At 63.7% G+C, this 13,570-nt stretch carries 14 protein-coding genes; 3 read left to right on the top strand and 11 right to left on the bottom strand.

The genetic code is table 11. From position 1 onward, the window contains the following. Window positions 1-93: 93 nt before the first annotated feature. Window positions 94-627, bottom strand: a complete 534-nt coding sequence (locus FJ974_RS04630) for a L,D-transpeptidase family protein (RefSeq protein WP_226891474.1) — start codon at window positions 625-627, stop codon at window positions 94-96. A gap of 147 nt (window positions 628-774) precedes the next feature. Between FJ974_RS04630 and FJ974_RS04625 the strand changes: the two genes are divergently transcribed. Next, a complete protein-coding gene (locus FJ974_RS04625) occupies window positions 775-1,458 on the top strand; it encodes a response regulator transcription factor (RefSeq protein WP_140539166.1) in 684 nt (227 codons plus the stop codon). A 272-nt stretch (window positions 1,459-1,730) separates the two neighbouring features. Next, window positions 1,731-2,186, top strand: a complete 456-nt coding sequence (locus tag FJ974_RS04620; RefSeq protein WP_140539165.1) for a cyclic nucleotide-binding domain-containing protein — start codon at window positions 1,731-1,733, stop codon at window positions 2,184-2,186. A 285-nt stretch (window positions 2,187-2,471) separates the two neighbouring features. On the opposite strand, the gene FJ974_RS04615 is transcribed toward FJ974_RS04620, so the two are convergent. The 7 genes from FJ974_RS04615 to FJ974_RS04585 all read right to left on the bottom strand — a co-directional run bounded on the left by FJ974_RS04615 (window position 2,472) and on the right by FJ974_RS04585 (window position 10,615). Beyond that, the gene (locus tag FJ974_RS04615) at window positions 2,472-3,278 is read right to left on the bottom strand and encodes an exodeoxyribonuclease III (RefSeq protein WP_140539164.1); all 807 of its coding nucleotides are present in this window, start codon (window positions 3,276-3,278) and stop codon (window positions 2,472-2,474) included. A 287-nt stretch (window positions 3,279-3,565) separates the two neighbouring features. Next, complete coding sequence (locus FJ974_RS04610; RefSeq protein ID WP_140539163.1) at window positions 3,566-4,234, bottom strand: outer membrane lipoprotein carrier protein LolA; 669 nt, start codon at window positions 4,232-4,234, stop codon at window positions 3,566-3,568. Window positions 4,235-4,374: 140 nt separating this feature from the next. Then, the gene (locus FJ974_RS04605; RefSeq protein ID WP_140539162.1) at window positions 4,375-7,020 is read right to left on the bottom strand and encodes an FtsK/SpoIIIE family DNA translocase; all 2,646 of its coding nucleotides are present in this window, start codon (window positions 7,018-7,020) and stop codon (window positions 4,375-4,377) included. Window positions 7,021-7,230: 210 nt separating this feature from the next. Continuing rightward, a complete protein-coding gene (locus tag FJ974_RS04600; protein WP_140539161.1) occupies window positions 7,231-7,506 on the bottom strand; it encodes a hypothetical protein in 276 nt (91 codons plus the stop codon). Window positions 7,507-7,777: 271 nt separating this feature from the next. Continuing rightward, a complete protein-coding gene (locus tag FJ974_RS04595) occupies window positions 7,778-9,133 on the bottom strand; it encodes an ammonium transporter (protein WP_140539160.1) in 1,356 nt (451 codons plus the stop codon). Between the two features lie 31 nt (window positions 9,134-9,164). Beyond that, complete coding sequence (locus tag FJ974_RS04590) at window positions 9,165-9,503, bottom strand: P-II family nitrogen regulator (protein ID WP_013528889.1); 339 nt, start codon at window positions 9,501-9,503, stop codon at window positions 9,165-9,167. 248 nt (window positions 9,504-9,751) lie between these two features. Further along, window positions 9,752-10,615 carry an acyl-CoA thioesterase gene (locus FJ974_RS04585; RefSeq protein WP_140539159.1) on the bottom strand — a complete coding sequence of 288 codons (864 nt, stop codon included), beginning with the start codon at window positions 10,613-10,615 and terminating at the stop codon, window positions 9,752-9,754. Between the two features lie 103 nt (window positions 10,616-10,718). Here FJ974_RS04585 and FJ974_RS04580 point away from each other — a divergent pair, with 103 nt between their 5' ends. Next, window positions 10,719-11,966 carry a ubiquinone biosynthesis hydroxylase gene (locus FJ974_RS04580; RefSeq protein ID WP_140539158.1) on the top strand — a complete coding sequence of 416 codons (1,248 nt, stop codon included), beginning with the start codon at window positions 10,719-10,721 and terminating at the stop codon, window positions 11,964-11,966. Between the two features lie 271 nt (window positions 11,967-12,237). On the opposite strand, the gene FJ974_RS04575 is transcribed toward FJ974_RS04580, so the two are convergent. The 3 genes from FJ974_RS04575 to FJ974_RS04565 form a co-directional block, all read right to left on the bottom strand. Beyond that, window positions 12,238-12,768 (bottom strand): hypothetical protein, encoded by a 531-nt coding sequence (locus FJ974_RS04575; RefSeq protein WP_140539157.1) that lies wholly within the window; start codon window positions 12,766-12,768, stop codon window positions 12,238-12,240. Window positions 12,769-12,917: 149 nt separating this feature from the next. Then, on the bottom strand, window positions 12,918-13,274 hold the full coding sequence (locus FJ974_RS04570) for a YciI family protein (RefSeq protein WP_140539156.1): 357 nt from the start codon (window positions 13,272-13,274) through the stop codon (window positions 12,918-12,920). Continuing rightward, window positions 13,271-13,495: a hypothetical protein gene (locus tag FJ974_RS04565; RefSeq protein WP_140539155.1), complete on the bottom strand. Its 225-nt coding sequence runs from the start codon at window positions 13,493-13,495 to the stop codon at window positions 13,271-13,273. Before FJ974_RS04565 ends, FJ974_RS04570 begins: the two co-directional genes overlap by 4 nt. Window positions 13,496-13,570 lie beyond the last annotated feature (75 nt).

Here is a 13,570-nt window from a genome sequence, read left to right as displayed (position 1 = left end):
CCAACTGAATATGCTTCCCTTACTCCCTTCACTCCCTTCACTCCCTTACTCCCCCACTCCCCTACTCCCCTACTCCCTTACTCCCTTACTCCCCTACCTCACCACCTTCACCACCGTCCTATGCGACAGCATCGGCAACAGCCTTGCCATGGTGCGCGCCGTCACCGCCACGCAGCCTTGCGTCGGCGTGAAGCCCGGACGCGCCAGATGGAAGAAGATTGCGCTGCCGCGCCCGCGGCGGCGGGGCGCGATATTCCAGTCGAGCACCAGGCACACGTCGTAGAGGTCGTCGGCGCGCCGCATCCGCTCGTGACTGGCGCCATAGGGGATTTTTACCGGCCGATTGTAGTTGCGGTCCTCGGGCACCTCGCACCAGCCGAGATCAGGGCCGATCGGCGCCATCGCCAGCCTTGTCCTGCGCGCGCCGGGAAACTGATCGCCCCGGAAATAGCCCGACAGGATGCGCATTGCGGCAAGCGGCGTGGCGCCGTCGCCCTCGCGCTTGTTGGCTGAGATGCCACCGCGCCCCAGCGCGCACGGAAACACCGTTTTGCCGGCCTGCAGGAACCCTTGCGCAGGGTTGCCGGGCCTCGCGCGCACAGTCAGGACACGCAGACCTTTCGTCAAAAATTCACCCGCCTCATTGCGCGCGCGTTTTTTCTTGTATGATTGTGTCACGGAACAAATCACTGTGATCGGCTGTTGCGCCGGTGAGCTTCCGCATAAATGGGGGGAGGTCAACTGAATATTCTTTTTAAAACAACGGATTGATCCATGACATCACGCACCATTCTGATCGTTGACGACGACGACGACCTGCGCGCCACTCTGGTCGAGCAATTGGCTCTCTACGAGGAATTCGACGTCCAGCAGGAATCCACCGCCGCAAAAGGCGTCGCCGCGGCGCGCAGCGGCCTCGTCGACCTGCTCATCATGGATGTCGGCCTGCCCGACATGGACGGCCGCGAGGCGGTGAAGATCCTGCGCAAGGGCGGCTACAAGGCGCCGATCATCATGCTGACCGGGCACGACACCGATTCCGACACGATTCTGGGCCTCGAGGCCGGCGCCAACGACTACGTCACCAAGCCGTTCCGCTTCGCCGTGCTCTTGGCCCGCATCCGCGCCCAGCTGCGCCAGCATGAACAGAGCGAGGATGCCACCTTCTCGGTCGGCCCCTACACCTTCAAGCCCAGCCAGAAGCTTTTGATCGATCCGCGCGGCGCCAAGGTGCGGCTGACCGAAAAGGAAGCCTCTATCATCAAATATCTCTACCGCGCCGACCAGAAAGTAGTGACGCGCGATGTGCTTTTGGAAGAGGTGTGGGGTTATAATTCCGGCGTTACCACCCACACGCTGGAAACCCATGTCTATCGACTGCGCCAGAAGATCGAGCGCGATCCTTCCAATGCCGAAATTCTCGTGACAGAAAGCGGCGGCTACAAGCTGGTTCCTTAAACATTTCATGATCAAGAACAATTCCAGGAAAAGGCGGTTAGGCTCGGCGGCTTCGCCGTAGCCTTCCGTCCGGAATTGCATCGAAACAAACGGATAGCGCGGTCGGGCGGGACCGCTTTCGGGTACGATCCTGGTGCTGGAGGGTGTGGGATCGGCTCGCTGAAGCCTCGCACGATGCGCAGGCGGGAAGTGTTGGAGCGTTTTTCGCGCGTTCTGGAGGACGCGCCGCTCTTAAGGAGGGACTGGACTGACCGCTCGGGGACACAGCTAGGATGGCGCTGGATGACGACATTCGCATCCTGTCCGCCGTGAAGCTTTTTCAGGGCTTCACGCAGGAGCAGCTGCGTCTGCTCGCCTTCGGCGCGGAAAACACCTTCCTGCAGGCCGATCACAAGCTCTACCGCGAGGATGACGAGGCCGACTCGGCTTATATCGTGGTCAGCGGCTTGATCGCGCTCTATCGCGAGCAGGGCGGCAAGCGCGTCCCGATCGGCACGGCCGGTCCTGGCGCCATGCTGAGCGAACTCGCTTTAATCGCCGACACCAACCGCCTGACCAGCGCCTCGGCCGCGGTCGATTCGGAAGTGATCAGGCTCAGCCGCAAGATGTTTCGACGCATCCTTGAGGAATATCCGGAGCTGGCGGTGCAGCTTCACCAGCGCATCCTGGAAGAGTTCCAGGAGATGATCGCCCGTATCGAAGGGCTGGCGCCGCGCTTTACGGGGTAAGGTGGTTAGGAGCGGCAACGGCGAATTCGTCATCCTAGGGCGGAGCAAGGAGCGAAGCGACGCAGCGCAGACCCTAGGATCCATGCCGTGACGTTGACCCCTTCGCAGCGTTGCAGAATGAAGGTGTTTCAAGTGCCGACGACCTGGTCTCGCACTTTTTCTGCAGCGCTGCATTCTTCGGCATAGGTAACGGCATGGATCCTAGGGTCTGCGCTCCGCTACGCGTCGCTCCGCCCTAGGATGACGAAATGGGCTTGCGCCTCCTAACAGCGGCGTCCCGAGGCGCTAATCCAGGTCGAACCGCGCAATAACCGGCACATGGTCCGACGGCTTGTCCCAGCCGCGCGCTGCCCGCAGGATTTCATAGCCGGCAAAATTCGGCACCAGATTGGCCGACGACCAGACATGGTCGAGCCGCCGTCCGCGGCCCGATGCCTCCCAATCCTTCGCCCGGTAGCTCCACCAGGTGTAGAGCTTCTGCTCGGCGGGCACGTTGAGCCGCATCAGGTCGACCCAGCCGCCGGCCTTGCGCATCGCCTCGAAATTTTCCGTCTCCACCGGCGTGTGGCTGACGACGTTGAGCAACTGCTTGTGCGACCAGACATCGTGCTCGAGCGGCGCGATGTTGAGGTCGCCGACCAGGATCGAGGCCGACGCGACGTCGTGGCTGGCCGGCACGCCATTCATCTCGGCGACGAAGTCGAGCTTGTGCCTGAACTTGCGGTTGATCTCAGGGTCCGGCTCGTCGCCGCCGGCCGGCACATAGAAATTGTGCACCAGGATCGACTTGCCGCCCGCCTGCACGGTGACCGACAAATGCCGGCTGTCGTCGATCTCGCAAAACCGCCGCTTTTCGACCAGCGCGATCGGCCGCCGCGCCACGGTGGCGACGCCGTGATAGCCCTTCTGGCCGTGGAAGACGATGTGTTCGTAGCCCGCCTTGCGGAAAGCCTTTTCGGGGAAAAGCTCGTCCGGAACCTTGGTTTCCTGCAGGCAGAGCACGTCCGGCGCATATTCTGTCAGCAGCCGCTCGACGATCGGCATGCGCAGGCGCACGGAGTTGATGTTCCAGGTGGCGACGGAGAATGGCATGCGGCGGGTCCGGAGAAGTTATCGCCGATTTACTGCCAGTCGCGCGCCACAAAGACAAGCTGGGGCAATAATCGCTGAGGCTGGCGCAGCCCCTCATTGCCCTGCCGGGCATTTCTCCCCGTGAACGGGGAGAAAGAAGCACGGCGGCCAAAGCGCTATCTCTGCAAGGTTGTTGATTGGCGAAATCGGTGACGACAGCTCGCTTCTCCCCGTTCACGGGGAGAAGATGGCGGCAGCCAGATGAGGGGCGGCGCCGGCGCTGGAGATGCTTCCTCAAACGAGGGGAGCTACCGCGTCTTCGTATTCAGCTCGCGGTTCGCCGTATAGTCGATGGCGAAAGTGTCGTCCGGGATGCTGACGCCTTCCTTGACGTTGAAGATCATCACCGTCGTGTCCTTGCCCTGCGCGTCGGTGATCGTCCACTGCCGCAGTTCGTAGCTCTTCGGATCGAACATCATGGTGATCCTGGCGTTGCCGAACACCGACTTGTCGGAAAGCTGTATGGTGGTGAGGTCGTCCTCTTCCTTGATGGCCTTGACGCGCCCGCCCGAGAGGTCGATCCGGTCGTCGAGCAACAGCTTCAGCGGCGTCTTCGACAGCGGGTAGAGGTCGGACGTGTTGAGCTTCTTGTTGAGGATGACGACCGACTTGCCGTCGGAGATGACCCGGAAGTTCGAGGCGCCGTCATAGTTGAAGCGGATCTTGCCCGGCCGCTCGAGGAAGAACTTGCCGCCGGTTTGCTCGCCCTTGGGTCCGAACTGGACGAACTCGCCGCTCATCGATTTGACCGAGGAGAAGTGGTCGGCGATCTTTTGCGCCGCCGGCGGCACCGCCGCTTGCGCCGCGGCCAGCAGCTGGAAGCCCGGCACGACGTTGAGGGCGGCGGCTCCCGCCAGCATCAGGCCGAGGCCAAGCAGCTGGCGGCGCGTCGGGGCGAATTCTGTCTGGGTCTTCATGCCGGTCACTCTCTGTGATTCGTGTCGTTGAGGTTCTGGACTCCCACTAGGGCCTAAGTTTGGCGAGTGCGCGACAGCCCGTCGCATGAACGCGCCACGGGGTTTCAGGTTTCCTGTGCCCGGCAGCCATGGCTGCCGGCCTAGAACTTGTCCTCTTCCGTCGGCACCAGGATCTCGCGTTTTCCGGCGTGGTTGGCCGGGCCGACAATGCCTTCCTTCTCCATCTTCTCGATGATTGAGGCGGCGCGGTTGTAGCCGATGCCGAGCCGGCGCTGGATGTAACTGGTCGAAGCCTTGCCGTCGCGCAGCACCACCGCCACCGCCTGGTCGTAGGGATCGTCGGAATCCTCGAAATTGCCGCCGCCGCCGGAGCCGCCCTTAGCCGGCGCATCCTCGTCGCCCTCGTCGTCATCCTCGGTAATTGCGTCGAGATATTCGGGCACGCCCTGCAGCTTCAGGTGCCCGACGATCCTCTCGACCTCGTCGTCCGAGACGAACGGGCCGTGCACGCGCTGGATGCGGCCGCCGCCGGCCATGTAGAGCATGTCACCCATGCCGAGCAGCTGCTCGGCGCCCTGTTCGCCGAGAATGGTGCGGCTGTCGATCTTCGACGTCACCTGGAAGGAGATGCGGGTCGGGAAATTGGCTTTGATGGTGCCGGTGATGACATCGACCGACGGCCGCTGCGTCGCCATGATCACATGGATGCCGGCGGCGCGCGCCATCTGCGCCAGGCGCTGCACAGCGCCCTCGATGTCCTTGCCGGCGACCATCATGAGGTCGGCCATCTCGTCGATGATGACGACGATATAAGGCATCGGCTCGAGATCGAGATCCTCCGTCTCGTAGATCGCCTCGCCGGTCTGGCGGTCGAAGCCGGTCTGCACCGTGCGCGAGATTTTCTCGCCCTTCTTTTCCGCCTGTTGGACGCGCGCGTTGAAACCGTCGATGTTGCGCACGCCGACCTTGGACATCTTGCGATAGCGGTCCTCCATCTCCCGCACGGTCCATTTCAGCGCCACCACGGCTTTCTTCGGATCGGTCACGACCGGTGTCAAAAGGTGCGGGATGCCGTCATAGACCGAAAGTTCGAGCATCTTCGGATCGATCATGATCAGCCGGCATTCCTGCGGCGTCAGCCGGTAGAGCAGCGACAGGATCATGGTGTTGATGGCGACCGACTTGCCGGAGCCGGTGGTGCCGGCGACCAGCACGTGCGGCATCTTGGCGATGTCGACGATGACGGCCTCGCCATTGATGGTCTTGCCGAGCGCCAACGCCAGTTTGGCCTTGGTCGTCTCGAAATCGCGGCTGGCCATGATCTCGCGCAGATAGACGGTCTCGCGCTTGGCGTTGGGCAATTCGATGCCGATGGCGTTGCGGCCGGGCACGACAGCGACGCGGCAGGCGATGGCGCTCATCGAGCGGGCGATGTCGTCGGAAAGGCCGATGACGCGCGAGGATTTGATGCCCGGCGCCGGCTCCAGCTCGTAAAGCGTGACGACCGGACCCGGCCGCACGTGGATGATCTCGCCCTTGACGCCGAAATCCTCCAGCACGCCTTCGAGCAGCCGCGCATTCTGTTCCAAAGCGTCCTTCGACAGGCTCGGATCCTTCGCCACATTCTTCGGTTCGGACAGGAAATGCAGCGACGGCATCTCGAACGTGTCGGAGCCGATCAGCGAGGTCTGTGCCTCGCGCTGGACGCGCGCGCCCGGCACAGGGCGCGCCGCCGGCGCCTCGACACGCGTCGCGGCATCGGAACGGAAATTGCGCACATTGGCGGCGCTGCGGCGCGGCACCGGCTCGTCATCGATGTTTTTATCCTCGTCGCTATCGAAGACGTCGTCGTCGTCCGGATCGACCGAAACGCTGCGGTCGTTGACCAGTGCGGCAAAGAATTCCGGCTCGACGCGGGCGCGCCCGTCCGGGCTCATCCGGGCTTCGGCGTACTCGGCCGATTCGACCCGCTCGGCGGCGCGCCGCCAGGCGCTGGCCCGCGGCTCCATCTGAGGCTCGAACTCGTCCCGCTCCTGCCTGCGGCGGGCGGCCCGGCGATGCATCCAGGCGCGGAACGACAGCCACCAATGGGTGATCGCGCCGAGCGCCAATATGCCTTCGTCGCCTTCGTCCTCATTGTCGTCGAAGAGCAGCTCGTCCTCCCCGCGCGGATCGGGCTCGGCGGCGCGTTCCATGACGGCAAAGCCGTTCTTGCGCGCAATCAGCGCCGAGCCATAGGCGAACAGCCACAAGGCAGGCGCGGCGAGAATGAGCGCGATGATGCTGGCGAACAGACCCTTCGGATAGCCGCCGACGGCAATGCCGGGGATCTTCAGCACCATGTCGCCGAACACGCCGCCAAGGCCGGTCGGCAGCGGCCAGGTATTGGGCGGCGTCACGCAGCCGGCGATCGCCGCGGCGAGCAGGGCAAAGCCGAACCAGGCAAGCCCGCGCCTGCCGAGCTTGTCGATGCCGCGCGCCGAAAACAGAAGAAAACCCCAGATCAGCGCCGGCACCAGGGCGGCGACGGCGGCAAGGCCGAAGAACTGCATGGCCAGATCGGAGAACACCGCGCCGGCATAGCCCATGGCATTGGTGACGATGTTGGCGGTGGCGTGCGAGAAGCTTGGGTCGGCGACGTTCCAGGTGGCGAGGCTGGCGACGCCGAAGACCACCAACAGCAACAGGCCGGCGCCGACCAGCCGTCCGACCTGGCGCCGCGCGAATGCGTGGATACCGTGCCCCGTATCGGTCAGCGCGAGCGGTGCGGAAGCCCCTGAACGCATGCCACTTTCCCCGTGAGTCAGTGCCTGGCCGGACGCAGGACGCACCCCGGCAGATTCGGACGCCAGACTATCGGCGGGAAGGTTAAAGCCGCATTAACCATGGCCTTTTACCCGGCCGGCCCGGAAAAAATGGCGAGCCGCAAGGCCCGCCATCTTTCCATCGGCAAACGACGAAATGATCAGGCCCGTTGAGCCCGATCCGCTGTGGTCTTAGTTGGCGCCACCGAGCATGTTCAGGTTGCCGCAGAACTCGGCATGTGGCTTGCTCATTGCCGCATCCTGGCATTCCTTCATCATCGCGTCCTGCTTTTCCTTCGGCATGGCCATGAAAGCAGCCTTGAATTCCGCCATCGGCTTCATGGTCTTCATGCTGGAGTCGGTGAAGAACGGCGCCATGTTGTCCGGCTCGTCGAGCGCGCCGGCAAATGCGACGCCGCCGACCATGGAAAGCGCGAGTGCCCCGAGGAAGATGTTCTTGACGTTCATCAGTTGGTTCTTTCCCTGTTGGTAGTCGACCGCCAAGACGGCGGCCGCTCCCCCTGTTCGGCATCAGCTGGATCGGCGTTTCATGCCGGTGGCGTCTTATCAAGCAAACGTGAGCGTGCCGTCGGCTGGCGGACACCAGACAAGGCGCCCGACAAAAAGAGGCCCGGAAAACCATCCGGGCCTCAATGCGTGAGCCCGTTTCGGAGCGTCACGACGGGATCGATGAAATCCGGCGGGAGGAGGAGCCGCCGGTCCCGTTGGCCAAGCTGCCTTACGGCACCACTTCGCCGTGCTGGGTGACGTCGAGACCCTCGACCTCTTCCTGGGTGCTCGGCCGCAGGCCGACCAGCGCCTTGACGATGTAGAGGATGACGAAGGTGGCGATCGCCGTCCACAGGATGGTGAAGACGATGCCGTAGAGCTGGGTGACAACTGAAGCGCCCTTGCCGAGCGCATTGATCGCCGGATCGGCGAGCGCGCCGGTGAGCAGCGCGCCCACGACACCGCCGACGCCATGCACGCCGAAGGCATCGAGCGAGTCGTCATAGCCGAAGGCATGCTTCAGCTTGACCGCCGACAGATAGCAGACCACGCCGGCGATGATGCCGATGATGAAGGCGCCGGTCGGGTTGACGAAGCCGGAAGCCGGCGTCACCGCGACGAGGCCGGCCACCGCGCCCGAGATGATGCCCAGCACGGAAGGCTTCTTGGCGACGATCCATTCCGCGAACATCCAGGCAAGCGCGGCCGCCGCGGTGGCGACCTGCGTGTTCAGCATCGCGGCACCCGCAAGGCCATCGGCCGCCAGCTCCGAACCGGCGTTGAAGCCGAACCAGCCGACCCACAGCAGCGAGGCGCCGATCACCGAATAGACGAGGTTGTGCGGCGCCATGTTGGTGGTGCCGTAGCCCTCGCGCTTGCCGAGCACCAGCGCGCAGACCAGGCCCGCGACACCTGCATTGATGTGGACGACCGTGCCGCCAGCGAAGTCGATAACGCCCTTCGTGGCCAGGAAGCCGCCGCCCCATACCCAATGCGCGATCGGCGCGTAGACGAAAACCAGCCACAGGGCCATGAAGATCAAGAGCGCCGAGAATTTCATGCGCTCGGCGAAGGCGCCGGCGATCAGCGCCGGGGTGATGATGGCGAAGGTCATCTGGAACATCGAGAAGACGAATTCCGGGATGTTCGCTACGCCCGGCGCCCACAGCGTCGAGACGGTGATGCCGTGGTGGAAGAACCGCGAGAAGCCGCCGATATATTGGTTCAGGCCGGCTGAGTCATTGGTGGTAAAGGCGAGCGAATAGCCGAACATGAACCAAAGCACGGTCACCAGACAGGTGATGGCAAAGCTCTGCATGATGGTGGCGAGCACGTTCTTCTTGCGCACCATGCCGCCGTAAAACAGCGCCAGGCCCGGGATGGTCATCATCAGCACCAGCGCGGTGGAAGTCAGCATCCAGGCGGTGTTGCCGGTGTCGAGCGCCGGCGCCGGAGCGGCCGGCGCGGCGGCGGCCGGGGCTGCGGCTTCCTGCGCGAAGGCAACGACGGTGCCCAACGCCACGAGAGCGAGCGAGCCCAATGCCGCCGCGCGTCCCGTCGTCTTCAAGGTGGAAGGAATATTCATTGAACTCTCCGTTGGAATGGGTACCGCTTGCTCAGAGCGCGTCGGTGTCTGTTTCGCCGGTGCGGATGCGCACCGCCTGGTCGATGCCGAAGACGAAGATCTTGCCGTCCCCGATCTGGCCGGTCTTGGCGGCCGCGGTGATGGCCTCGACGGCCTTGTCGACCATGTCGGCGCTGACGGCGACTTCGATCTTGATCTTGGGCAGGAAGCTCACCGCATATTCCGCGCCGCGGTAGATTTCCGTATGCCCTTTCTGACGCCCGTAGCCTTTGACTTCGGTGACGGTCAGGCCCTGGATGCCGACGGCGGTGAGCGCTTCGCGCACCTCGTCGAGCTTGAACGGCTTGATGATTGCCATCACGATTTTCATAAGGTTTCACCCTTTGCTGTTGCGGTTCCCCCGCGTTTGCACATCTTCACCGATCCCGAGGAGCCGGAGAGTGCCGGACAGGATTCAAGCTCCGTGCCAATTCCCGAAGCAGGGTATTAACCTCTTGTAAACAAAGGGAATGAGCGATCCGTGCACAACAATCGTGCGCGGAGGCACTGCGGCGACTGATTAAGAAATGGGCAAAAATCAGAAAATGCCTGTTTTATAGGCTTTAATCGGAAGCCGGCTCAGCGTTTCAGCCGGATAAGGCCTTCCTGGGCGACCGAGGCGACCAGCGTGCCGTCGCGCGCGAACAGCGAGCCGCGCGTAAAACCGCGCGAGCCTTGCGTCGACGGGCTGTCCTGCGTGTAGAGAATCCAGTCGTTGAGCGAATGGCTGCGGTGGAACCACATGGCGTGGTCGAGGCTGGCCGCCTGGATATCGCGGTCGAAAATGGCCCGCCCATGCGCGAAGGTCGAGGTGTCGAGCAGCGTCATGTCGGAAAGGTATGCGAGCACGGCGGCCTGGATGCCGCGGACTTCCGGCACCGGGCCCGTGGTGCGGATCCAGATATTCTGCTGAGGCTCCAGCTTCTCGCGGCTGGTATAGTGCTTCAGCATCACCGGCTTCATCTCGATCGGCCGGTCGCGCTCCCAGTAGCGCCTGATGCCTTCCGGCACCGCCTCGCCGAACTTGCCGATCAGCTCGCGCTGCGACAACAGCGTGTCGGGCGCCGGCACATCGCGCGGCATCGGCAGCTGATGTTCCAAGCCCACTTCGTCCTGCTGGAACGAGGCTTCCAGCGAAAAGATCGCCTGGCCGTGCTGGATCGCCACCACCCGGCGCGTGGTGAAGGAGCCGCCGTCCCTGATACGGTCGACGTCGTAGACGATCGGCACCTTGGTGTCGCCGGGCCGCATGAAATAGCCGTGCAGCGAATGCACATGCCGCTCCGGCTCGACCGTGCGCTGGGCGGCGACCAGCGCCTGGGCGATGGTCTGGCCGCCGAAGACCCGCTGCCAGTCGACCTTGGGGCTGCGACCACGGTACAGGTTGTGTTCGAGCTGTTCGAGGTCGAGAATATCGAGAAGCTCGTCCATGGCCGCCGTCATGTTTCGCGTCCTCCAGCCTTTCATGGCGGTTTCGGACAGGAATGGCGGGCAGTCAAGGCCGCAATGGCCGCCGGCAGGGCCGAAGCCGCGAAAGGAAATTGCCATGGTCGACCGCAAGACTGATGCGCTGGACGTTCTGGTGGCAGGCGCCGGCTATGTCGGCCTTGCCGCCGCCGTATCGCTGAAGCAGGCGCGGCCGAGCCTTGCCGTCGCCATTGTCGACGCCGCGCCCGCCGGCGTCTGGCAGCGCGACGGCCGCGCCTCGGCGATCGCCGCCGCCGCCTGCCGCATGCTGGAACAGCTCGGCGTCTGGGAAGAGATCGCGCCGGAGGCGCAGGCGATCACCGAGATGGTCATCACCGATTCGCGCACCGCCGATCCGGTGCGGCCGGTGTTTCTCACCTTTGGCGGCGAGGTGGCGCCCGGCGAAGCCTTCGCCCACATGGTCGCCAACCGGGATCTGAACGGTGCGCTGCGCCGCCGCGCCGACAAGCTCGGCATCGACATCATCGAAGGCATGGCCGTCAGCGCTTTCGAGACCAGCAGCGCCGGCATCACCGTGCATCTCGCCGACGGAGCTGCGCTCAAGGCTCGGCTGCTGATTGCCGCCGACGGCGTCAATTCGAAACTGCGCGACATGGCCGGCATCAAGACGGTGAAATGGGAATACGGCCAGTCCGGCATCGTCTGCACGGTGACGCATGAGCGCCCGCACAACGGCCGCGCCGAGGAGCATTTCTTGCCGGCCGGTCCCTTCGCCACACTGCCGCTGAAGCCCGGCAAGGACGGGACCAACCGTTCGTCGATCGTCTGGGTCGAGCGCACCGAGAATGCAAGGAAACTGGTCGAAGGCGACGACTTCGTCTTCGAGCACGAGCTGGAACAGCGTTTTGGCCTGAAGCTCGGCGAGATCCGCGTCGCCGACAAGCCGCGCGCCTGGCCGCTCGGCCTCACCCTTGCCCGCGCCTTCATAGCACCCCGCATCGCGCTCGCCGGCGATGCTGCGCACGGCATCCACCCGATCGCCGGCCAGGGGTTGAACCTCGGCTTCAAGGATGTGGCAGCCTTGGCCGAAGTGGTGGTCGAGGCCGACCGCCTCGGCCAGGACGTCGGCGCCTTCGACGTGCTGGAACGCTACCAGCAATGGCGGCGGTTCGATACGCTGCAGATGGGTATTACCACCGATGTGCTGAACCGGATGTTTTCCAACGACATCGGCCCGCTGCGCGCCGTGCGCGACATCGGCCTCGGCCTGGTCGAGCGCATGCCCAAGCTCAAGGATTTCTTCATCCGCCAGGCCTCGGGGCTATCCAACGACACGCCACGACTATTGAAGGGCGAGGCGATTTAACGCCTGGCAAATTGGCCGAGGCCTACACGACCTCGTCATCCACGGGCGGAGCGGGAGCGAAGCGGACGCGCAGACCCGAGGATCCATTCCGTGACTTTAATCGTAGGGAGCAGCGGAGCAGAATTCTGCATCGCTGCAACGCTTATAGGTAACGGAATGGATTCCATGGTCTGCGCTGCGTCGCTTCGCTCCTTGCTCCGCCATAGAATGACGACATGAGGGGGTTCAGCCAACCGCCAAGAGATGCGATCTGGCAACGATGCCAAAGCGTTCAGTTCACCTCGAACCCGAGCTTCTGCCGCAACCTCAGCATCCGCTGGTCGGCTATTCTGAGGCTCTGCCCGCCGCCTTGCGCCACGCGGTTGAGCATCCTGAGCAGATCGTCCCTTTCGTGCGGGTCGAGGCGCTCGCGCAGGAACGGCGCCAGCTTGTCGATGACGATCGTGGTGTCGTCGACCTGCGAAGCCGCCCATTTGGCGTAGACAACGGCCTCGTCGGTCTTCTTCGGGTTTTCCGCGATTTGCGAGATCACGTCGCGGATGGCGGCTTCCCGCGGCGGCAGCACCGGACCATGTTCCGCGACGATGGCGGTGATCAGCGTCGCTGCGGCCACGACCGAATCGTCGATCGCCGTCAACGGCGACAGCGCCGCCTGCTTGCGCAGCTTCTTGCGGCGGATGTTGCCTTGCACGCGGCCGACGACATCGGCGACCTCGCGCGCCGCCTCATTCATGGCCTTCATGCGGTACCACCAGAGCGCCGCCGCTCCCAGCACGCCAAGGATAGCAATCAGAAATGGCATATCGAAATCCCCCGAAATCGTGGGCGACGATAGGAGAACTCGCGGCTTGCTTCAACACGCAAGAGTTGCGTTGGTGAAGAAACCGGGAAGTCGCCGACGGCGCCGTCGACCTCCGAGCCGCGAGCGCCGCAGCGAAGTTTCGGCGACTTCTATGACCCTGGTACGTCGTAGACCGCCCGCACCTCGATGGTGCCAAGTTCGGCCAGCGGGATTTCGCCGGCAATGGCCAGCGCCTCGTCGAGATCCTTCGCTTCGACCATGACGAAGCCCAGCAATTGCTCCTTGGTTTCGGCGAACGGACCGTCGGTGACCAGCCTTTTGCCCTTGCGCTGCCGCACCGACTTCGACGTCCTCACCGATTGCAGCGCCTGCGCGATGATCAGCTTGCCTTGTTGGTCGAGCGATCTGTCATGGGCGAGCGATTCGGCATCGAGCTTGGCCATTCCTTCAGGGGTGAGCGCGTGGAGGTCCTTCTCCTCGCCATAGACCAGCAGCACATATTTCATTTCCAGCTCCCTTCCTGTTGTGAACCATAAGCGGCGGCGGCGATCGTGTCAGCCTTGCCTTGGCTCGCCGCATGGTCGAGGAGGCATGCCGCCACCCCGATGATGGCGACCGCCGCGAGCAGCCGGCCGAAGCCGGAAACCGGTTGGTCCAGCCAGAAATCTTGTCGCGACCGGCCCCTGCGGTCCGGGCGCTCGAAAAGAGCGAAAAACAGATTGTCCATTGTGAACCTCCATCGGCCTTAAGAATCCGTGGCCGCACGCAGGACGGCCGGGCCGGATGGAAGCCGACATTTTTG

Origin of the sequence: Mesorhizobium sp. B1-1-8, assembly GCF_006442795.2 — a bacterium.
Lineage (GTDB): Bacteria > Pseudomonadota > Alphaproteobacteria > Rhizobiales > Rhizobiaceae > Mesorhizobium.
This window is presented reverse-complemented; position numbering and strand designations above follow the sequence as displayed.

Excerpts from the sequence above, each read along its gene's own strand:
- FJ974_RS04585 (WP_140539159.1), bottom strand. The coding sequence starts at position 10,615 with ATGACGGCGGCCATGGACGAGCTTCTCGATATTCTCGACCTCGAACAG.
- FJ974_RS04565 (WP_140539155.1), bottom strand. The coding sequence starts at position 13,495 with ATGGACAATCTGTTTTTCGCTCTTTTCGAGCGCCCGGACCGCAGGGGC.
- FJ974_RS04575 (WP_140539157.1), bottom strand. The coding sequence starts at position 12,768 with ATGCCATTTCTGATTGCTATCCTTGGCGTGCTGGGAGCGGCGGCGCTC.
- FJ974_RS04600 (WP_140539161.1), bottom strand. The coding sequence starts at position 7,506 with ATGAACGTCAAGAACATCTTCCTCGGGGCACTCGCGCTTTCCATGGTC.
- FJ974_RS04615 (WP_140539164.1), bottom strand. The coding sequence starts at position 3,278 with ATGCCATTCTCCGTCGCCACCTGGAACATCAACTCCGTGCGCCTGCGC.
- FJ974_RS04620 (WP_140539165.1), top strand. The coding sequence starts at position 1,731 with ATGGCGCTGGATGACGACATTCGCATCCTGTCCGCCGTGAAGCTTTTT.
- FJ974_RS04610 (WP_140539163.1), bottom strand. The coding sequence starts at position 4,234 with ATGAAGACCCAGACAGAATTCGCCCCGACGCGCCGCCAGCTGCTTGGC.
- FJ974_RS04595 (WP_140539160.1), bottom strand. The coding sequence starts at position 9,133 with ATGAATATTCCTTCCACCTTGAAGACGACGGGACGCGCGGCGGCATTG.
- FJ974_RS04570 (WP_140539156.1), bottom strand. The coding sequence starts at position 13,274 with ATGAAATATGTGCTGCTGGTCTATGGCGAGGAGAAGGACCTCCACGCG.
- FJ974_RS04580 (WP_140539158.1), top strand. The coding sequence starts at position 10,719 with ATGGTCGACCGCAAGACTGATGCGCTGGACGTTCTGGTGGCAGGCGCC.
- FJ974_RS04625 (WP_140539166.1), top strand. The coding sequence starts at position 775 with ATGACATCACGCACCATTCTGATCGTTGACGACGACGACGACCTGCGC.
- FJ974_RS04605 (WP_140539162.1), bottom strand. The coding sequence starts at position 7,020 with ATGCGTTCAGGGGCTTCCGCACCGCTCGCGCTGACCGATACGGGGCAC.
- FJ974_RS04590 (WP_013528889.1), bottom strand. The coding sequence starts at position 9,503 with ATGAAAATCGTGATGGCAATCATCAAGCCGTTCAAGCTCGACGAGGTG.